Source organism: Parageobacillus caldoxylosilyticus (assembly GCF_019272935.1).
GTDB lineage: Bacteria > Bacillota > Bacilli > Bacillales > Anoxybacillaceae > Saccharococcus > Saccharococcus caldoxylosilyticus.
This window is the reverse complement of sequence record NZ_CP040553.1, coordinates 1,209,415-1,228,804: the sequence shown is the minus strand read 5'-3', so window position 1 is coordinate 1,228,804 and position 19,390 is coordinate 1,209,415. Positions and strand designations below refer to the sequence as shown.

Here is a 19,390-nt window from a genome sequence, read left to right as displayed (position 1 = left end):
CATGCAAAACGGACATAAGGGCATCATGGAGGAAATAAGGTGAAAGAACAAACATTGCTTGGCGGATTTGCCATCAAACAGTTTCAGCAAGATTTAATCGGCTGGTTTGAAAAAGAACAGCGCGACCTGCCGTGGCGCAAAGATAACGACCCGTATAAAGTATGGGTGTCGGAAGTGATGCTTCAGCAAACAAAAGTGGATACGGTCATTCCGTATTTTCAAAAGTTTATCGAGCAGTTTCCGACGCTTGAAGCGCTTGCGGAAGCGGATGAAGAAGAAGTGATGAAAGCGTGGGAAGGGCTCGGCTATTACTCGCGCGTCCGCAATTTGCATGCGGCGGTAAAAGAAGTGAAAGAGCAATACGGCGGAAAAATTCCTGCTAACCGCGAACAATTTGCGAAATTAAAAGGGGTCGGACCGTATACGACCGGTGCGGTGCTAAGCATCGCCTACGGCATTCCTGAACCGGCGGTCGACGGCAATGTGATGCGGGTATTATCACGGATTTTTCTTGTCTGGGAAGATATTGCCAAAACAGGAACGAGAAAGCTGTTTGAAGCGATTGTCCGGCAAATTATTTCACGCGAAAACCCTTCGTATTTTAACCAGGCGTTGATGGAGTTAGGGGCGCTTATTTGCACACCGCGCAATCCCGCCTGCCTGCTCTGCCCGGTGCAGGCGCATTGCCGCGCGTTTGCCGAAGGAGTGCAGACAGAGCTGCCGGTCAAAACCAAAAAAACGAACGTGAAACAAGTGCCGATCATCGCTGCGGTGTTGAAGGACGAAAATGGAAAGGTATTGATCCATAAGCGCGGCAGCGAAGGCCTGCTCGCGAACTTATGGGAATTTCCAAACTGTGAAGCGGCGGACGGACAAGCGAGTCCAGAAGAGCGTCTGGAAGCATTTTTAAAGGAACAATATGGGGTCCAGGCACAGCTTGGCCAACCGTTCCTTGCACTAGAGCATGCATTTTCCCACTTGATTTGGGATATTACGGTTTATGACGGAAAAATAGCCGGCAAATTTACTGAAACGGAACAGCTGAAGCTGGTGGGTGAGAAGGAGATCGAATCGTACGCGTTTCCCGTTTCCCATCAGCGCATTTGGGAAGAGTATAAACAGAAAACAGGCGGATTGTTCCACCCGTTTTAGTCATACGTCTGTCTCGTGCCTTGTGTATACGTGGCTTCGCTGTTTCTTAGCCCGCCGCGCGCCTCGATTTCTTCGATGATTTCACGATGGATCGTCTGGCCTTCCGCGTTTAAATATGGAGCGATTTGCTGAAAGGAATGATGGAAATAAGCGAGTTCGCTGTCCGTCCATTCCGATTTTGGAATCATGGACAGCTCTGTCATATCACGACCAACGTACATGATAAAAGCCCCCTTTTTTTCTAGTTTTAAAAAGTACTTATTCATTTATGCATAAAGGAGAGAAAAATATGAGCGAAAAAGTGGCGGTAGTTACAGGAAGCAGCCGTGGAATCGGCAAAGCGATTGCCCTTCGTCTTGCAAAAGAAGGATATGATATTGTTGTAAACTATGCGCGCAGTAAAGAAGCAGCGTTACAAACGGCACAGGAAATCGAAGCGTTAGGACGAAAAGCGCTTGTCGTGAAAGCAAATGTGGGCAAAGTCGAAAAAATTCAAGAGATGTTCGCGCAAGTGGATGAAGTATTTGGACGTGTGGATGTTCTTATTAATAACGCCGCCTCAGGCGTGCTGCGGCCGGCGATGGAACTTGAGGAGTCGCATTGGAATTGGACAATGGACATTAACAGCAAAGCGCTTTTATTTTGCGCCCAAGAGGCAGCAAAACGAATGGAAAAAGTCGGCGGCGGCAAAATCGTCAGCATCAGTTCATTGGGGGCAATCCGCTATCTGGAAAATTATACGGCTGTCGGTGTTTCGAAGGCGGCGGTTGAATCACTGACGCGCTATTTAGCGGTCGAATTAGCACCGAAAAATATTTCTGTCAATGCTGTATCAGGTGGTGCAGTCGACACAGATGCGTTGAAACATTTTCCAAACCGTGAAGAGTTGTTGTCTGACGCTATCGCAAAAACACCTGCCGGTCGCATGGTAAAACCAGAAGATATTGTTAATGCAGTAATGTTTTTGCTGTCCGATGATGCAGAAATGATCCGCGGTCAAACGATCATCGTGGATGGTGGAAGATCTTTACTTTTGTAATTTGAATGGATAAAACCATCGCCTCCTGGGCACAGTAAGTCACGTGGAGGTGATAACAGTGGCAAAACAACAACCAAACAAAACAGCTGCAGGCACTAACATCCAAGAAGTAAGACAACAAAACGCACAATCTGCACAAGCAGGCCAATTCGGCACTGAATTTGCTGCAGAAACTAATGTGCAACAAGTACAACAACAAAACGCGCAAGCGGAAGCTCGCAAAGCGCAAAACTCCAGCAAGTAACATAGAAAAGCGGAGGCGAGCCGTTTAACCGCGACGGGCAAATGTTCTTCGCACGCAGGGGTGCCTGTCACCCCGGGGGAGAAGGTTATTTGACCCCGAGCGGTTTGCGAGCCGAGCTAGACAGTTAAAAAAGCGGAAGCGGCGAGAATAGCTCTCGAAGCGAAATGTTCTTCGCCCGCTGAAGTGCTTGCACTTCAAGGGAGAAGGTTATTTTGCGCAAGAGAGCTAGCCGCTGAAGTTAGGCAAAGAAAAGCGGAGGCGGCGCGAGCCTCTGCTTATTTCATGTTGCCTCACCGCGAAAACGCCAACGTAAGTTGCAACTGCAACACGATCGGAGCAACGACAAAAGTTGCCACAACTTTACATATATAGTCAAAGGAATTTACAAGCCCTTCCCCGAAATATATAAACAGCTAGCGGCTGCACAATATGGAAAAGTGCTTACAGTTTTGACGCACGCTTACCTGCGGAATCACAGGGGAAGGGAGAAAACGGTCATGGAGCTGTTTGAACGTTTAGTGAATGAACAATTAAAAACAATGGAGCAGCTGTTGTTTCTACAGTCGGAAATCGAGCGCTGCCAAGAAATTAAAAAACAATTGATCGAACTACAGCAAGAAGCAAAACTTCAATCGATTCAGGAAGAAATCCAGCAGATGAAACAACAGTTAAAGGAAATTCAACAAACGTTTGAAAAGCAAACGGAAGAAGTTATTCTTTCTTATCAAAACCAGTATCGCCGCACATGCGAGCCATCTTCAGCTTGGTAGGATGGCTCTCTTTTGTTTTCAATTATCTGCCCAATCGTTATAATAGGAAAGAGAAGTTCCCATGAGAAAGTAGGGAGAATGATGTCTGGATATCCTGTAGATGGAGAGATTATTCAAATCCATAGTTATAAACATAATGGGATGATTCACCGTATATGGGAAAAAACATTGGTGCTAAAAGGAGCTTCTACATATATTATTGGGGCGAATGACAAAACACTGGTGACGGAAGCGGACGGCCGGACATGGGTGACGCGCGAGCCAGCCATCTGTTTTTTTCATGCTAAACATTGGTTTAACATTATTGGGATGATTCGCGATGACGGGGTTTATTATTATTGCAACTTAAGTTCGCCATTTGTATGGGATGAGGAAGCGCTCAAATATATCGATTATGATTTGGATATTAAGGTATTCCCGGATATGACATATATTTTGCTTGATGAAGATGAGTATGAATGGCACCGCAAAGAGATGAATTATCCCGATGTGATCGACCGTATTTTAAAAAATAACGTAAAAAAGCTGATCAGCTGGATTCAAGAACGAAAGGGCCCGTTTGCGCCTGATTTTATTGACAAGTGGTATGAAAAGTTTCAGTCATATCGAAAGTGAATAAAAAAGAAGAAAGCAAAAAGCCTGTTCGTCGCCGCAAACAGGTTTTTCTGCTTTTAAGGGGGATTTTTATGGAAAGTATTCGCCGCTATATGCAATTTGTCCGCCCATACAAGTGGTATATTATCGCTACAATGATCATCGGCATTATTAAGTTTGCGATCCCGCTTCTTATTCCATTGCTGCTGAAATATGTGGTGGATGAAATCATTGGAAATGAGACGATGCCAATGTCGGTGAAAACCACCCGGCTTTGGTGGGCGCTTGTGATTATGTTGGTTATTTTTGTTCTAATTCGTCCGATTGTCGAATATTATCGGCAATATTTTGCCCAGTGGACAGCGAGCAAAGTGCTGTATGACATTCGCAACCAGTTGTTTACACATATGCAAAAACTAAGTTTTACATATTATTCGAATCACCGCACCGGTGAAATTATTTCGCGCGTCATTAACGATGTCGAACAGACAAAAGATTTTATTATTACGGGACTGATGAATCTCTGGTTAGATATGGCAACCATTATGATTGCACTTGTTATTATGATGAAGATGGATATGAAATTAACGCTTGTTTCCATTAGTACGCTGCCGATTTATGCGCTTTCAGTAAAATATTTTTTCGGACGTCTCCGGCAGCGGACAAGAATGCGCTCTCAAGCTTTGGCAGAGCTTCAAGCTTATTTGCATGAGCGGGTGCAAGGAATGTCGGTCATTAAAAGTTTCGCGATCGAAGAAGCGGAGCAGAAGCGGTTTTCTGCGCAAAACAACCATTTTTTAACAAAGGCGCTGATGCATACGAGCTGGAATGCCAAATCGTTTGCGGTTGTCAACACGGTGACCGATATCGCTCCGATCATGGTGATTATTTATGCTGGTTACCAAGTGCTGCTCGGCCATATTACCGTCGGAACGATGGTTGCTTTCGTCGGATATATCGACCGGCTGTACAGCCCGCTGCGCCGTCTTGTGAATTCGTCAACGACCTTAACGCAGTCGTTCGCTTCGATGGATCGAATGTTTGAGTTTTTCGATGAGCCGTATGATGTTACAGATGCGCCAAACGCGGTCGATTGTCGAGAAGTAAAAGGCGATATTGTATTTGATCATGTTACGTTTGCTTATCATAAAAATGAACCGCCGGTGCTGCGCGATATTTCGTTTTCCGTGAAAGCAGGGGAAACGATCGCCCTTGTCGGCATGAGCGGCGGCGGAAAATCTACGTTAGTAAGCCTGATCCCACGCTTTTATGATGTGACAGAGGGGAGGATTTTATTGGATGGCATCGATATTCGCGATATACGCGTGCGCAGTCTTCGTGATAAAATCGGCATCGTTTTTCAAGACAGCTTTTTATTCAGCGACTCAGTGAAAGACAACATTTTGCTCGGAAAGCCGGATGCGACGGATGAAGAGGTCATTGCCGCCGCAAAAGCCGCCAACGCCCATGATTTTATTATGAGCCTGCCGGATGGATATGACACAAAAGTCGGGGAGCGCGGCATAAAATTGTCCGGAGGGCAAAAACAGCGGATCGCTATCGCCCGCGTCTTTCTAAAAAATCCGCCTTTGCTTATTTTCGATGAAGCGACATCGGCGCTCGATCTCGAAAATGAGCATTACATTCAAGAGGCGCTGGAACGGCTTGCCAAAAATCGCACAACGTTTATTGTTGCCCATCGCCTTTCGACGATTACGCATGCGGATCGCATTTTCCTTATTGAAAACGGCAAGATTGTCGAAAGCGGCACCCACGAGGAATTAATGGCGAAACAAGGGAGCTATTATCATTTATTTACAATCCAGCAACTCCATCAATAAGTAAAAGAAAAATATTTATATTATTGGAAAATAAAAGATAAAAACGGTTTTACGCAATGTAAGACCGTTTTTTATTATTGTTTCATCTATTTCGATAATTTTAATTTTTTATAATATTATATTGTCTTATGAAAAATTGCATGGCATAATTTTAATTAAAATAAAAATATTTTATCAATTCAGTTCAATCGGGATAGGAGGTGAAATAATGGCAGATGCACGTGTGCTGGAAGTGAAAGGGTTAAAAACGTCTTTTTTTACGGATGAAGGAGAAATTCCCGCCGTTGATGGCGTTGATTTTTACATAAATGAAGGTGAAATTTTAGGAGTCGTCGGCGAATCGGGATGCGGAAAAAGCGTCACCTCGCTGTCGATTATGGGCTTGTTGCCGAAAGGGGTCGGGCGCATTATCGATGGTGAAATTTTTTTTAAAGGCGAAAATCTCGTTCATGCCTCCGAAAAACGGATGAAGCAGATTCGCGGCAATGAAATCGCGATGATTTTTCAAGAGCCAATGACATCCTTAAATCCGCTGTTTACGATTGGCAATCAGTTAATAGAGGCGATTCGCATACATACGAAGGCGAGCAAGAAAGAAGCGAAAGCAAGAGCCGTCGAGATGTTAAAGCTGGTCGGCCTGCCGCGCGTGGAGCAAATCATCGACGAATATCCGCACCAGCTCTCCGGCGGGATGCGCCAGCGTGTGATGATTGCGATGGCGATGGTGTGCAATCCGGCGCTGCTCATTGCCGACGAGCCGACTACGGCACTCGATGTGACGATTCAGGCACAAATTTTGGCGTTGATGAAAGAGCTGAATAAAAACTTTCACACCTCGATCATGATGATTACACACGACTTGGGAGTAGTCGCTGAAATATGCGACCGTGTGATTGTCATGTATTCGGGAAAGATTGTGGAAGAGGGCGATGTGCGGACGATTTTTAAAAATCCGAAACATCCGTATACGATCGGCCTGATTCAATCGGTTCCCGACATTCGCGACAAAAAAGAACGGTTATATTCCATTCCAGGCAATGTGCCGAAGCCGGGATCGGTTCGCCAAGGATGTCGGTTTGCGGCAAGGTGCGAGCATGCTTTTTCCCGTTGTCTTCAAGAAGATCCAGAACTATACGAAGCAGGAGAACGCGGCCATCGCGTCCGCTGTTTTTTGCCGCTCGGAGAGGAGGAACAAAATCGTGAGCGAGCCGCTGTTGCAAGTGAAAGGGCTTAAAAAGTATTTTCCGATTACGGGAGGAGTGTTTGGCAAAAAAGTTGGCGAAGTGAAAGCAGTCGATGATGTTACTTTTACCGTCTATAAAGGGGAAACGCTTGGCATTGTCGGGGAAAGCGGCTGTGGCAAGTCAACGACAGGGCGGATGCTCCTCCGTTTAATTGAACCGACAGCAGGGTCGATCGTTTTTGAAGGAAAAGAAGTAACGACATTGCCTAAAGCAGAATTGCGGAAAATGCGGCGCGATATGCAAATGATTTTTCAGGATCCTTTCGCCTCGTTGAATCCGCGCCATACGGTGGAAAAAATTTTGGAAGAGCCGCTGATCGTACATGGAATAGGCTCCAAAGAGGAGCGGAAAAAGCGCGTTCGGGAGATGCTGGAAGTGGTCGGGCTTGGACAATATCATGCCAAGCGCTATCCTCATCAGTTCAGCGGCGGGCAGCGGCAACGCATCGGCATCGCGCGCGCTTTGATGACCAATCCGAAGCTTATTATCGCCGATGAGCCAGTGTCTGCACTCGATGTGTCGATTCAGGCGCAAGTGTTGAATTTGCTTGAAGACTTACAAAAAGAATTTGGGCTTACCTATATTTTTATCGCCCATGACCTAGGGGTTGTCCGCCATATCAGCGACCGCGTCGGCGTGATGTATTTAGGACGCCTGGTGGAATTGGCCGATAGCGATCAATTATATCAATCGCCGAAACATCCGTATACGCAGGCGCTTCTTTCTGCTGTGCCGATTCCGGACCCGGAGTATAAAAGAGAACGCCAGCTTTTATCAGGCGATTTGCCAAACCCGGCCAATCCGCCGCAAGGGTGCGCGTTTCATACGCGCTGCAGCGCTTGCATGGATATCTGCAAGCAAAAGCGGCCGGAGATGAAAGAAGTAGAAAAAGGGCATTACGTTGCTTGCCACTTGTATTAACAGGATGGCAACCAACGAAATGATAGAAATTTTATTTAAGGGGGAACAAAGAATGAGGAGAAAAACATGGATGACATTGCTTGCCTTGATGCTTGCGGTGTCAATGGCGCTTGTCGGCTGCGGAAAGTCAGAAAAAACAAGCAGCGGCGCAACAGAAAAATCATCATCGCAAGATACGCTCGTCTACGGACGCGGCGGCGATTCTGTCTCGCTTGACCCGGCTACGGTTACGGATGGGGAATCGTTAAAGGTAACGAAAAATATTTTTGACACGCTGTTAGACTATAATGACGAAGATACGACGGTAAAACCGGCATTGGCGACTGAATGGACGATTTCCAAAGACGGGCTGACCTATACGTTTAAGCTCCGCAAAGGTGTGAAATTCCATGATGGAACGGATTTTAACGCTGAAGCGGTGGTCTTTAACTTTGAACGTTGGGCCAATGGCAACGCCGAAAAATTCCCGTATTACGGCTCGATGTTTGGTGGTTATAAAAACGACGAAAGCCATGTCATTAAAGAAGTAAAGGCAGTGGACGACTACACGGTTCAATTTGTGTTGAAGCGTCCACAGGCGCCGTTTTTGAAAAATATTGCCATGCCGCCGTTTGCGATCGCCAGCCCGGCAGCGATTAAAAAATATGGAGACAAGTTTGGCGAACATCCAGTGGGAACCGGGCCATTCGTGTTTAAAGAATGGAAGCGCAACGAGCGCATTGTTTTAGAAAAAAATAAAGATTACTGGGAAAAAGGGTATCCGAAGCTGAATCAATTGATCTTTGTTTCCATTCCAGATAACTCTGCGCGTCTCAATGCGTTGTTAAAAGGTGAAATCGATTTGATGGAAGACTTGAATCCAACCGATTTGAAACAAGTGGAAGGAAATAAAGATTTCCAAATTTTTAAACGTCCGTCGATGAACGTCGGTTACGTCGGGTTGACGGCGACGAGAGGGCCGTTGAAAAACAAATTAGTCCGTCAAGCATTGAACTACGCGGTGGACAAAAAGGCGATTATTGACGCGTTCTACGCCGGCCAGGCGGAACCGGCGAAAAACCCGATGCCGCCAAGCATTCCTGGCTATAATGATGCCATTCAAGACTATCCGTTTGATTTAAATAAAGCGAAAGAATTGCTCGCGCAAGCGGGATATCCAAACGGCTTCGAAATGGAGCTATGGGCAATGCCGGTGCCGCGTCCATATATGCCGGACGGAAAAAAAATCGCTGAGGCGCTGCAAGCGAATTTTGCGAAAATCGGCGTCAAAGCGAAAATCGTTACGTATGAATGGGCTACTTACTTGGATAAATTGGCCAAAGGAGAAGCCGATGCGTTCTTGCTCGGCTGGACCGGCGATAACGGCGACGCCGACAACTTCTTGTACGCGCTGCTCGACAAAGACAGCATCGGCAGCAACAACTATACGTATTATTCGAATGATGAGCTTCATAGAATTTTAGTCGAAGCACAAACAGTCAGCGACGAAAACAAACGAAATGAACTGTACAAAAAGGCACAAGAGATTATTAAAGAGGATGCTCCATGGATTCCGCTCGTTCACTCGACACCGCTGCTTGCCGGCAAAGCAAACATTAAAGGGTTTAAGCCGCATCCAACTGGCTCCGATAAATTTACAAAAGTCGAATTCAAATAACGATATGCGGAGGGGAAAGGAGTGCATCCTCCCCTCTTTTTCATGATCGGCAAAAGGGGGTATAAGCGTGCTTTCATACGTAGTCAGAAGAATACTCACGGTCATCCCTGTATTGTTAGGAATGTCACTTGTCGTTTTTTTCATGATTCGCGCGATACCGGGCAATCCCGCGCAAGTCATTTTAGGACAGAAAGCGACGAAAGAAGCGGTTGCCGCGTTAACGCATAAGCTAGGCTTAGATCAACCTTGGTATGTGCAGTACATTAAATATTTAGGCAGCCTGTTGCATGGAGATTTAGGGGAGTCGATCCGCACAGGTGCCGCGATATCGGATGAAATTTGGCCGTATTTAGCGGCGACGTTGGAGCTGTCGCTTGCCGCGATGATCATTGCAGTCGTCATCGGGGTTAATGCCGGCATTATTAGTGCTTGGTTTCAAAATTCCTGGTTTGACTATATCGCGATGGTGCTGGCGCTTATTGGCGTTTCGATGCCGATTTTCTGGCTTGGCCTAATGGAGCAGTGGATGTTTGCAATTCAATTAGATTGGCTTCCGACGTCGGGTCGCGAAGAAGTACGAAACCCGATTGAGCCGATTACCCACCTGTATTTGCTGGATACGCTCCTAGCAGGAAATACGGAGCAGTTTATGCAAGTCCTGCAGCATTTAATTTTGCCAAGCGTCGCCTTAGCGACGATTCCAATGGCGATTATCGCCCGGATTACGCGCTCGAGCATGCTCGAAGTGATGAAATCGGATTACATCCGCACGGCAAGAGCAAAAGGGTTAAGCATGTTTTGGGTCGTGTACAAGCATTCATTGAAAAATGCCATCATTCCAGTGTTGACCGTTATTGGTTTGCAAACAGGCCTGTTGCTTGGCGGCGCGATTTTAACAGAGACGATTTTCAGCTGGCCCGGCATTGGCCGCTATATTTACGACGCGATTGGCTATCGCGATTATCCGGTTATTCAGTCGGGAATTTTAGTGATCGCTACCATCTTTATTTTTATCAACTTAATCGTCGATCTGCTTTATGCGGTGATCGATCCGCGCATCAAATATAACTAAGGAGGGGGGAAAGCGGATATGGCGGAACTGGCACGCAATCAAACGCCGATGCATACGGTGCAAGAAAAAACAGAGTCTGCTTCCCTATGGAAAGAAGGATGGCGCCGATTTCGCAAAAATAAAATTGCTCTTATCGGACTTGGCATCGTCGTCTTTTTTATCTTGCTGGCCATTTTTGCTCCACTGCTGGCACCTTATGACTTTAAAGAGCCAAATTTAGCAGAGCGGCTGCAGCCGCCGTCATCGAAACATTTATTTGGAACGGACGATTTTGGAAGGGATATTCTCTCGCGTGTCCTTTACGGGGCGAGAATCTCGCTATGGGTCGGTTTTTTCTCTGTACTTGGCTCAGTCATTGTCGGCTCGCTGCTCGGCATTATCGCCGGGTATTACGGGCGCTGGATCGACGGCATTATTTCGCGTTTGTTTGATATTATGCTCGCCTTTCCAAGCATTTTGTTGGCTATTGGTATTGTCGCCGTGCTCGGGCCGTCTTTGCAAAATGCATTAATTGCGATTGCCGTCATCAACATTCCGAACTTTGGGCGCTTGATCCGCTCGCGCGTCTTAAGCATTAAACAAGAAGAATACATCATGGCGGCAAAAGCAATTGGAATGAGTGATACGCGCATTTTGTTCCACCACATTTTGCCGAACAGCATGGCACCGATTATTGTACAGGGGACGCTGGCGATTGCGACGGCCATCATTGAAGCGGCCGCTCTTGGATTTTTAGGACTAGGGGCGCAGCCGCCAAATCCGGAGTGGGGGAAAATGCTTGCTGATTCGAAAGACTTTTTGACACAGGCGCCATGGACGATGATTTTTCCGGGGCTGGCCATTATGCTTACGGTGCTTGGCTTTAACTTAATGGGCGACGGGTTGCGCGACGCGCTAGACCCGCGCATGAAAAGTTAACGAAAAAGGCTATCTCTCCAGCGGAGATAGCCTTTTAGTCATTGACTAAAGTTTTCGCTAAGGAAGAATCATGATGATAATGATGGAAGCTGTCAATAAGCTTATCAAGACGTTCCAACTGCTCGCTATAATCGATAATCATGCCAACCAACGAGAAAAGATAATATTCGTGCGATTGATGGTGATGCGCGTAAAACGCCTCAATGAGCCGCATTCTTTCATGATGTGTTTCATTGACTGTGTCAGTACGCGGCAGGTGTTTTACTTTGCCAATAAACTTTAATAGTATTTGTTCGTGATAATGAAGCAGGCAATCTAACTGTGAACGGATGATTTGCTGGAATTCGAGCGGCATGTGATACAGTTCGTTTTCAAAACGATGGAGAAGTTTTAATGTCTCGAGCGCCCGGTTAGTCGCGACGATCATTTGCCGGTATAACACGAGCTTTCGCGATTTTTGGAAGCGATTTTTACGAAAATACGTGCGCTCTTCTTTATACATTAAGTAAAGATGTTCAAGCTTTGTCATATTTTCTTTCATTTTTTCAATATCTTCTTTTAAAATGTGATGTTCCGATGCGTGTCTCGTATGGATGCGAATCCACTTTAAAATGTTTTCCGTGTTTTCGGTAATTTTCTCATATAGTTTCTTTTCATATTTTGGCGGTAGAAAGATTAAATTGACAACAAAAGCAGCAAATATGCCAAGCATAATGGTGAGAAAACGGATAACGGCAAATTCGATAAACTGTTTATCCGTATATTCCATAATCGCAATAACCGTAACCAGCGCCACTGAAATGGTAGATTCTAGGCGCATTTTTAAGCAGAGGGCGATAACAATCATCAGCGTAAGGCCGATAATAAATGGATCGCGTCCAAATAACAGGACGGCGATGACTGCCAAGACGGCCCCGATGATATTCGCCTGCACTTGTTCGACCAATGAAAGGTAAGATCGGTAGATCGTCGGTTGCATCGCAAACACAGCCGAAATTCCCGCAAATACGGGAGAAGGCAAGTGTAGCAGTGCTGCGAGGAAAAGCGCCAATGTAACGGCGATTCCCGTTTTAAAAATGCGGGCACCGAGCTTCATAGTATCTTCAAACCTCTCCTCTTTCGTTCTTGTAAACAATTTAGTACTATACACGCTTTTATATATGATATCAAGTGGGAAATATACATGGAATATGTGAACCTCTCTGCCTAAATGTTTCGCATGATAGAAGGGGAATGTGTCCGGGGATTTTGGTTCAAAAATGGCAGGAGAGATTCTCTTGCGAAATGGATGGTGGCTGTTGGCATGATTGGTCGTGTTGGCTGCGCCGTGCCTGTTACGATGAAGTCCTTTTTGCATGAAAAAATTGTTTCTTTGCAAATCAAGGAAGGGAAGTCAGGGAAAAGCGTCACTGTCAACGATTTACGCAAAATAAGACGTTTGCTAGAAACATGAAATGAAGCGGAAAAAACAAACACCGGATAAGATCAAGGGGTACAAATATACAATAACATTTATCGATGCAAAAGGTAAAAAAATAAATATGACGATTTTTGACGATAGGCTAGTAAAGATACGCCAACAATCCTATGAGACGATCGATAAAGAAGTGCCGGCAGGAGAGAACGATGGATGTATAAGTAATGGGAAATAAGAGCAAAACAAAAAAAGAGCATCCCGCTCACTGATATTATCCCTCTAGTGTAGACAGTTGGGAAAAAGCCCATACTGTAAACAAAAACACTGGAGGGATTATTTTTATGTTCGAAATGAAAAAAACACGAAAAGGAAAAACCACGTATTCACCGGAATTTAAGCTAAAGGCTGTCAAGATGTACATAGAAGAGGGATACGGATATAAGCGTGTATGCAAAGAATTAGGAATTCCTAGCACCAAAACTATCAGGCTTTGGGTGAAAAATTACGATGAGACAGGTCTTGACGGACTGGAAGAACGGCGCGGAAAATCCAAGTCCCCGCTAAAGGGAGGACCAAGAAAAAAGAAGTTAAGTCTGGAAGAAGAAAATCGGAGACTGAAAGCAGAGAATGAATATTTAAAAAAGTTGCGATCCCTGGCAAGGAGGTGAAACCGGAAGAACGATTTCAGATCATCCAAGAGTTATCCGTGACATACCCCATTTCCTTACTATGTGAAATGGCAGGAGTCACAAGGGGCGGTTACTATAAATGGTTAAACCGACGGGGAATGATGACGGAGAAGCAAAAAGAAGATGAGATGGTAAAGCGAATGATCTTGGAATGCCATCAAGAGGTCAACGGGATCTACGGGTATGATCGTGTGAAAGCGTGGCTTCAACGGAAATATGGGAAGGTAGTGAATCATAAAAGAGTCTACCGACTAATGAAAGAATTGGGGATTAGAGCAAAAATCCGGCAAAAAAAGAGAAAGTATAAAAAAGGCACGGAGAATATCGTTGTTTCGAACGTGTTAAACCGCGATTTTACAGCGACCGAGGCCAATCAAAAATGGGTGACGGATATTACGTATTTGCCGTTTCAAGGAAAATATTTATATCTTTCGGCCATTAAAGATTTGTACAACAATGAAATCATTGCGTATCGCATCAGTCATTCTAATAATTTGGAATTAGTGGTTGATACCGTAAAAGAGGCCATAAAAAAACGAGATGTGCGAGGAGTCATTCTCCACAGTGACCAAGGCTCGCCATACACATCTCGTCAATACCATAAACTGCTTAAGGATCATCACATTATCCCTAGTATGTCCAGAAAAGGGAATTGTTTAGACAATGCTTGTATGGAAAACTTTTTTGGACATTTGAAATCTGAAGTGATGGACCTTCGCACCTTTCGAACGGACGAGGAAGTGATTCTGGCCATAGACCGGTATATGCATTTTTATAATCATGAGCGTTTTCAAAAAAAATTAGGCTACCTCAGTCCTGTCGAATATCGAACCACCAAGGTAGCTTAGCAGACGAACGGATGATATGGACTCCTTCTTCAGCTTACCAACCGTTAAAGTTGAATGAAGGGGAAGTTGTCAAGTGCTTTCCTTGACAGCTTCCCCTCATTCAACTATCCTGCAAGCAGCTGAAGAAGGTGGGCGTTTTTCATACTGTCTACTTGACAGGGATATGTTCACACGGCGGGATGCTCTTTTCGTCATTCCGTCGAAATCGAAGGGTCTGCTTGTTCTTTTGTCGGGATGATTTGGAAGAAATGGTCTTCTACGTTTTCGAGAAGCGGCTGTAATGATTGCGCTTCTTCGTGCTGATCATGTTCTTTTAACAGTTCAATGTATGTCGATAACAGTTCTTCGACATCTGCTTTGCCGCGTTCGTTTAATGGCTCGAGGCGTACTTGCGCTCCTTTGGCGATGCGGCGCTCTAACGCCGCTTTGGTTAAGCCCATTTCAGGCTGATGGCGCAAGTAGACGACACCACCTGTCATGCCGGCGCAAATCCATGGGCCTGGGTCGCCAAGGACGAGCCCGCGTCCATTTGTCATGTATTCAAAAGCAAACCCTTTAATATTGGCGCGTGTTCCGATGTTTCCGTGTTCTTCATCCGGAAGCGGAACGGTTACTTGGCCGCCGATGATCATATCGGCGCCGGAGAGGCGGATGCCGGCACGTGCATCGGCGTTTCCTTGCACGACGAGAAGTCCTTTTTGCGCACCGTATCCAAAGCCTTTGCCGACAGACCCATTATAAAATTTTCCGTCTTTTCCTTTTGCTTTAAAAATCAAGACGCTGCCGCCAAATGCGGTTTTTCCGACGCCATCTTGTCCGCCGCCGTCAACATGAATGTGAATGCCATGAGTGTTATAAGCGCCAAGGCCGTTCCCTGGGATCGAGCCTTTCGTATAGCGCAAGGTGACGTTTGGCAATTTTTTGTACGAACCATCCAGACGTCCGCGCACGCGGTGGCATGAAACACGGCTGCCAAGAACGCGCTGTTCCGATGTCACAGTCGTAAATTCACGGGAGCGGTGCAAATCTTCTACATGATAATCAAGATATTCCGCTCCAGCGGCCACGAGCAATGCTGGTTCTTCCGCGCTTGCGGCCGCTTCTTTTGGCGCCAGCTGCTCGACCTCGAGCACTTCGAGCAAGTTTGCTAGATTCATTTGCCCCAGTCCTCTTGTTTGTTCCAATAAGTCAGAGCGGCCGACAACATCTTGCAGACGGGTAACCCCGAGAGCTGCTGTTAACGCTTTTAGCTCGTTTCCAAAAGCGGTGAATAAGTTGACTAATCCTTGCACCGCCGCCTCGAATTGCCGCGGTACGAAACGGCGCAGCCCATGCTCTTTTGCTTGTGCTACCGATTCAATTTGCGTAGCAATGCCGACGTGGCACGTATCTAAATGACAGCCGCGGCAGGTCGTACAGCCGATCGCGATCATTGATAATGTACCGAAGCCGATGCGGTTTGCCCCAAGCAGCATCACTTTAAGAACGTCCAGCGCGCTCTTGATGCCGCCGTCCGCCCAAATTTCGACTTTGTGTCGCAAACCGGCTTCGATGAGCGCGTTATGGGCCGCTTTTACTCCGATTTCCACTGGCAGGCCGACATGCTGCAGGGCGTGGATGCGCGCCGCCCCGGTTCCGCCGTCAAAGCCGCTTAATGTAATAATATCCGCCCCCGCTTTGGCGATGCCGACGGCAATCGTTCCAATGTTTGGCACGACCGGCACTTTAACGGCGACTTTTGCCTTATCGTTTGCCGTTTTTAATTCGGCGATCATTTGCGCTAAATCTTCGATTGAATAAATGTCGTGGTTATTGGACGGCGAAATTAAGTCGGAACCGACTGTTGCGTTCCGCGCTTCGGCGATTTTTGCCGTCACTTTTGAACCTGGAAGGTGTCCGCCTTCGCCTGGTTTTGCCCCTTGGCCGATTTTAATTTCGAGCAGATTCGAAGAGTTCAACAGCTCCGCGTTGACCCCGAAACGGCCGGAGGCGATTTGCTGGCCGCGCGTACGCAGGTATTTGCCGAGCATATCTTTAATTTCGCCGCCTTCGCCGTTGAGGCTGACCATATTTAATCGGTCTGCCGCTTCCGCATAAGCACGGAACGCCACTTCATTTTGCGAGCCGAACGACATCGAAGCAATGACAAACGGCAGGCTATGTTCACCGACACTAATATCGACTTTTTCGACCGGAACCGGCTTGTTGGATTTTTTCATATCCAGCAAGTGGCGAATGGTTGTCGGCGTTTCGCTTTCCAGCTCGTTTGCTTTTTCCCGGTAGCTGTCATATGATCCTGTTTGTGCGACTTCACCAATCGCCTTCCAAATGCGCGGGAAGAGGTGGAACGTTTTTCTCGGCTTGGCGTTTTCGTTGGCGTAGTCTTCGGCGCGGGCGATGGCGTCTTGTTTTAGTGCCGCGAAATCGTATTGCAATGAATCTGAACCAAAGAAGTTGACGATGTTTAACACATCGGCAATTTCATCATGCAGTCCGATCGACGAGAAGAGACGGCTGTAACCGCGCAATTCATGAATGCCGATGGTGGAAATGACTTTTTCTAATCCTTTATTCAGTGCTTTAAATAAGTTTACTACAGGCGTAATCGATTCTTCTGCCGCAACCGTCGCAAACATGAGATACGGGCTGATGGCGTTTGCTCCTAACCCATAGGCGACGATCACATCGTGAAGGGAGCGAATCGCACCGGAACGAAGCAAAAGCGAACAGTCGCGGCGCAAATCTTGTTTTGTCAGCGCTTGATCAATCGCCGATGTAACAAGCAATGGGTCAATCCATAAGTTTCCGTTTTGGTGTGCCTCTGCATCGTCTAAAACGAGCAAGGTTTTGCCGGAACGAACCGCCTTACATGCTTCAGCGGCAAGACGCGCTAGCGCTTCTGGAATTGTTTCTTCGCTTGTAAATGTCGTTGACAAGATGTGCGTTAACTGTTTTTCTTGGAACGAATGAACGATTTGATCATACGAAGGATGGCCTAGTTCCGCTAAACAATCACTGCCGATTTTCCCCTCGATGAGAATCGGCGAGCCAAGCTCGATTACATAGGAAGCTTCTGCTTTTTTTACGAGAGATGGCCGTTTTCCGATGACGGTTCTTGTGGAGAAATGTTCCATCTCACGGTCGCGGTCAATCGCCGGATTGGTGACAACAGCGACGCTTTCTTTAATAAAGTCGGCAAGATTTTTGCGGTTCGGATCAATCGCTGCCAGCGGCGCGTCATGACCAAGTGAGCGAATCGGCTCCGCACCTTTTTCTGCCATTTGCTCTAACAGCTGAATATGCTCCCTGTCCCAGCCAAATGCCGCATATTGCCCGTTATGCACTTTAGTCGGAGCGGAGGAAAATATATAGTTTTCTAGTTTCGGAACATCGAGGCGTTTTCGAAAGTTTGCGATATCAAACCGCCCCGAAAAACGAGTGTATACTTCTTCTTGGAATTGCTCATATTCCAACACTTGAATGGCTCCGCTGCCGGACCACATCAAACCGATTTTTTCCCCCGGCGCAAGCGGTTTGGGGTCGCCAGTATATTCGCATGTTGGCATAATTCCCGGTTCGGACGTAAACACAAACCGCTTTTCCGTTTCTAATTTCCACAGCGGTCGCAAACCAAGGGCATCGACGCTGAATACTGCTTCGTCGGCGTAGCGGGAGATAATCGCCGCCGGCCCTTGGGCGAAATGTCCCCACGCCTCGCGGATGTATGCATATAAATCTTGCAAGTGTGGCGGATATTTCTTGATTTCATTCAAAATAGGCGGGAATAGTATATCCATCGCTTCAAATAAGCTATAGCCATAGCGGCAAATAAGCGTTTCCATCGTGCGGCTTAAATCTTGGGAATCGCTGCCGTCTTTTGTCAGCGGAACGCCGATCATCACCGCTTCCTCGCGCAGCTTTGCGATCGTGTTGATTTCTCCGTTATGTCCTAATACGCTAAACGGCTGAACGCGGAAAAAGTTAGACAGCGTATTGGTCGAGTAACGGTTATGCCCTAATGTCATGGTCGATGCGATAAATGGGTGGGCCAAGTCATGATAGTATTTTGGCAAAATATCTCCGGCTCCCATCACTTTATAGACAACGTGGAAATTGCTTAAAGAGGCGACATGGACATGTTCATCTTGCTCGATGTCAATAGCGAGATCAAATAACCGTTTCGAAAGTTGCATCTTGTCGTTTGGCAGCAAGGCGATTTGCCAAAATACCGGTTCTTGTCGAAGCGCGATTGGACCTAATGCGCTCGATGAAGTGACTCGGTCCGATTCAAAAATCAATGAGAAACCATAACGTTTACAAAGCTGTTTGATTTGTGCTTTGACATTGTCTACATCTGCAGACCGATGGATGAAAACATGGCCGACGGCAAAGCTTTCGTCATTGGCAATCTCCGGGTTTTGGCCGGCATTTGCGAGTTTTTCCATCCACAGTTTTCTCGGAATATCCATATGAATGCCGACGCCGTCTCCTTCGCCGTTAATAAAGCCGGCGCGGTGGTTCATTTTGACAAGTGCATCAATGCATGTCATAATGTTTTCGCGCGTCGGGATGCGCTGCTTTTCAATGGCGGCGACAATACCACAGGCATCATGCTCGACCTGATGAAAGTTTTTGAAAAGATTCGGATTCCAGCGTTGTTTCATATGCAAGTGGCGTGATCCAGCGGGAAGGAACCCGCCTTCGCCGTTCACCTCCTGTTGTATTCCCTGAACCTCTGTACAATGGAATCGGCATGCTTTAGCGCACTACATCTTCGTATAGATGTTTCCTCTTGTTCCGCTAGATTTTCATGGACAAATACGTGTCCTGTCAGCCCGTTATAAAACCGATCCCCGCTTCATCTTGATAACGTCAGTGACGGATTTCCGAATGGTAAGCGGCAAATCACGTCTTAATTTTCAGAATTTATAACTTATCATACCATGTCAGAAAGTTCAAATCAATTAATTATTCACTTTATTGG

Annotated in this window: 17 protein-coding genes; 14 read left to right on the top strand and 3 right to left on the bottom strand. The window is 46.4% G+C overall.

Annotated features, from left to right (window positions below):
* Window positions 1–39 precede the first annotated feature (39 nt).
* Entirely contained in the window at window positions 40–1,152 is a 1,113-nt protein-coding gene (gene mutY, locus BV455_RS06320) for an A/G-specific adenine glycosylase (protein ID WP_017436558.1), read from the top strand.
* On the opposite strand, the gene BV455_RS06315 is transcribed toward mutY, so the two are convergent.
* On the bottom strand, window positions 1,149–1,373 hold the full coding sequence (locus tag BV455_RS06315; RefSeq protein WP_042410748.1) for a hypothetical protein: 225 nt from the start codon (window positions 1,371–1,373) through the stop codon (window positions 1,149–1,151). The two genes, mutY and BV455_RS06315, sit on opposite strands and share 4 nt — an antisense overlap.
* Window positions 1,374–1,441: 68 nt before the next feature.
* On the opposite strand from BV455_RS06315, the gene fabL reads away from it, so the two are divergent.
* From fabL to nikC, 10 genes are all read left to right on the top strand, one after another.
* On the top strand, window positions 1,442–2,191 hold the full coding sequence (gene fabL / locus BV455_RS06310) for an enoyl-[acyl-carrier-protein] reductase FabL (protein ID WP_017436556.1): 750 nt from the start codon (window positions 1,442–1,444) through the stop codon (window positions 2,189–2,191).
* A gap of 58 nt (window positions 2,192–2,249) precedes the next feature.
* Complete coding sequence (locus BV455_RS06305) at window positions 2,250–2,435, top strand: gamma-type small acid-soluble spore protein (protein WP_017436555.1); 186 nt, start codon at window positions 2,250–2,252, stop codon at window positions 2,433–2,435.
* 497 nt (window positions 2,436–2,932) lie between these two features.
* Complete coding sequence (locus BV455_RS06300) at window positions 2,933–3,205, top strand: YgaB family protein (protein WP_017436554.1); 273 nt, start codon at window positions 2,933–2,935, stop codon at window positions 3,203–3,205.
* 81 nt (window positions 3,206–3,286) lie between these two features.
* Window positions 3,287–3,820: a nucleoside tri-diphosphate phosphatase gene (gene ntdP, locus BV455_RS06295; protein ID WP_017436553.1), complete on the top strand. Its 534-nt coding sequence runs from the start codon at window positions 3,287–3,289 to the stop codon at window positions 3,818–3,820.
* A gap of 71 nt (window positions 3,821–3,891) precedes the next feature.
* The gene (locus tag BV455_RS06290) at window positions 3,892–5,640 is read left to right on the top strand and encodes an ABC transporter ATP-binding protein (RefSeq protein WP_042410775.1); all 1,749 of its coding nucleotides are present in this window, start codon (window positions 3,892–3,894) and stop codon (window positions 5,638–5,640) included.
* Between the two features lie 208 nt (window positions 5,641–5,848).
* Window positions 5,849–6,874, top strand: coding sequence for an ABC transporter ATP-binding protein (locus BV455_RS06285; RefSeq protein WP_218687859.1), 1,026 nt, complete (start codon window positions 5,849–5,851; stop codon window positions 6,872–6,874).
* Window positions 6,840–7,805 carry an ABC transporter ATP-binding protein gene (locus BV455_RS06280; protein WP_017436550.1) on the top strand — a complete coding sequence of 322 codons (966 nt, stop codon included), beginning with the start codon at window positions 6,840–6,842 and terminating at the stop codon, window positions 7,803–7,805. Before BV455_RS06285 ends, BV455_RS06280 begins: the two co-directional genes overlap by 35 nt.
* A 52-nt stretch (window positions 7,806–7,857) precedes the next feature.
* A complete protein-coding gene (locus BV455_RS06275; RefSeq protein WP_218687858.1) occupies window positions 7,858–9,462 on the top strand; it encodes an ABC transporter substrate-binding protein in 1,605 nt (534 codons plus the stop codon).
* A gap of 67 nt (window positions 9,463–9,529) precedes the next feature.
* Window positions 9,530–10,534, top strand: coding sequence for an ABC transporter permease (locus tag BV455_RS06270; RefSeq protein ID WP_061580032.1), 1,005 nt, complete (start codon window positions 9,530–9,532; stop codon window positions 10,532–10,534).
* A gap of 18 nt (window positions 10,535–10,552) precedes the next feature.
* A complete protein-coding gene (gene nikC / locus BV455_RS06265; protein ID WP_061580031.1) occupies window positions 10,553–11,452 on the top strand; it encodes a nickel transporter permease in 900 nt (299 codons plus the stop codon).
* 34 nt (window positions 11,453–11,486) lie between these two features.
* Here the strand turns inward: nikC and BV455_RS06260 are convergent, their stop codons facing one another.
* Window positions 11,487–12,548: an FUSC family protein gene (locus BV455_RS06260; RefSeq protein WP_061580030.1), complete on the bottom strand. Its 1,062-nt coding sequence runs from the start codon at window positions 12,546–12,548 to the stop codon at window positions 11,487–11,489.
* 207 nt (window positions 12,549–12,755) lie between these two features.
* On the opposite strand from BV455_RS06260, the gene BV455_RS06255 reads away from it, so the two are divergent.
* The 3 genes from BV455_RS06255 (at window position 12,756) to BV455_RS06245 (ending at window position 14,406) form a co-directional block, all read left to right on the top strand.
* Window positions 12,756–12,905: a hypothetical protein gene (locus tag BV455_RS06255; RefSeq protein ID WP_155835578.1), complete on the top strand. Its 150-nt coding sequence runs from the start codon at window positions 12,756–12,758 to the stop codon at window positions 12,903–12,905.
* Window positions 12,906–13,210: 305 nt separating this feature from the next.
* Entirely contained in the window at window positions 13,211–13,537 is a 327-nt protein-coding gene (locus BV455_RS06250; RefSeq protein WP_218687857.1) for a transposase, read from the top strand.
* On the top strand, window positions 13,534–14,406 hold the full coding sequence (locus BV455_RS06245) for an IS3 family transposase (protein ID WP_218687856.1): 873 nt from the start codon (window positions 13,534–13,536) through the stop codon (window positions 14,404–14,406). The genes BV455_RS06250 and BV455_RS06245 overlap by 4 nt, the downstream gene beginning before the upstream one ends.
* 191 nt (window positions 14,407–14,597) lie before the next feature.
* Here the strand turns inward: BV455_RS06245 and BV455_RS06240 are convergent, their stop codons facing one another.
* Window positions 14,598–19,070 (bottom strand): glutamate synthase-related protein, encoded by a 4,473-nt coding sequence (locus tag BV455_RS06240; RefSeq protein ID WP_218688018.1) that lies wholly within the window; start codon window positions 19,068–19,070, stop codon window positions 14,598–14,600.
* Window positions 19,071–19,390: the final 320 nt, after the last annotated feature.

Excerpts from the sequence above, each read along its gene's own strand:
- BV455_RS06315 (WP_042410748.1), bottom strand. The coding sequence starts at position 1,373 with ATGTACGTTGGTCGTGATATGACAGAGCTGTCCATGATTCCAAAATCG.
- fabL (WP_017436556.1), top strand. The coding sequence starts at position 1,442 with ATGAGCGAAAAAGTGGCGGTAGTTACAGGAAGCAGCCGTGGAATCGGC.
- BV455_RS06300 (WP_017436554.1), top strand. The coding sequence starts at position 2,933 with ATGGAGCTGTTTGAACGTTTAGTGAATGAACAATTAAAAACAATGGAG.
- ntdP (WP_017436553.1), top strand. The coding sequence starts at position 3,287 with ATGTCTGGATATCCTGTAGATGGAGAGATTATTCAAATCCATAGTTAT.
- BV455_RS06290 (WP_042410775.1), top strand. The coding sequence starts at position 3,892 with ATGGAAAGTATTCGCCGCTATATGCAATTTGTCCGCCCATACAAGTGG.
- BV455_RS06285 (WP_218687859.1), top strand. The coding sequence starts at position 5,849 with ATGGCAGATGCACGTGTGCTGGAAGTGAAAGGGTTAAAAACGTCTTTT.
- BV455_RS06275 (WP_218687858.1), top strand. The coding sequence starts at position 7,858 with ATGAGGAGAAAAACATGGATGACATTGCTTGCCTTGATGCTTGCGGTG.
- nikC (WP_061580031.1), top strand. The coding sequence starts at position 10,553 with ATGGCGGAACTGGCACGCAATCAAACGCCGATGCATACGGTGCAAGAA.
- BV455_RS06260 (WP_061580030.1), bottom strand. The coding sequence starts at position 12,548 with ATGAAGCTCGGTGCCCGCATTTTTAAAACGGGAATCGCCGTTACATTG.
- BV455_RS06255 (WP_155835578.1), top strand. The coding sequence starts at position 12,756 with ATGATTGGTCGTGTTGGCTGCGCCGTGCCTGTTACGATGAAGTCCTTT.
- BV455_RS06250 (WP_218687857.1), top strand. The coding sequence starts at position 13,211 with ATGTTCGAAATGAAAAAAACACGAAAAGGAAAAACCACGTATTCACCG.
- BV455_RS06240 (WP_218688018.1), bottom strand. The coding sequence starts at position 19,070 with ATGAAACAACGCTGGAATCCGAATCTTTTCAAAAACTTTCATCAGGTC.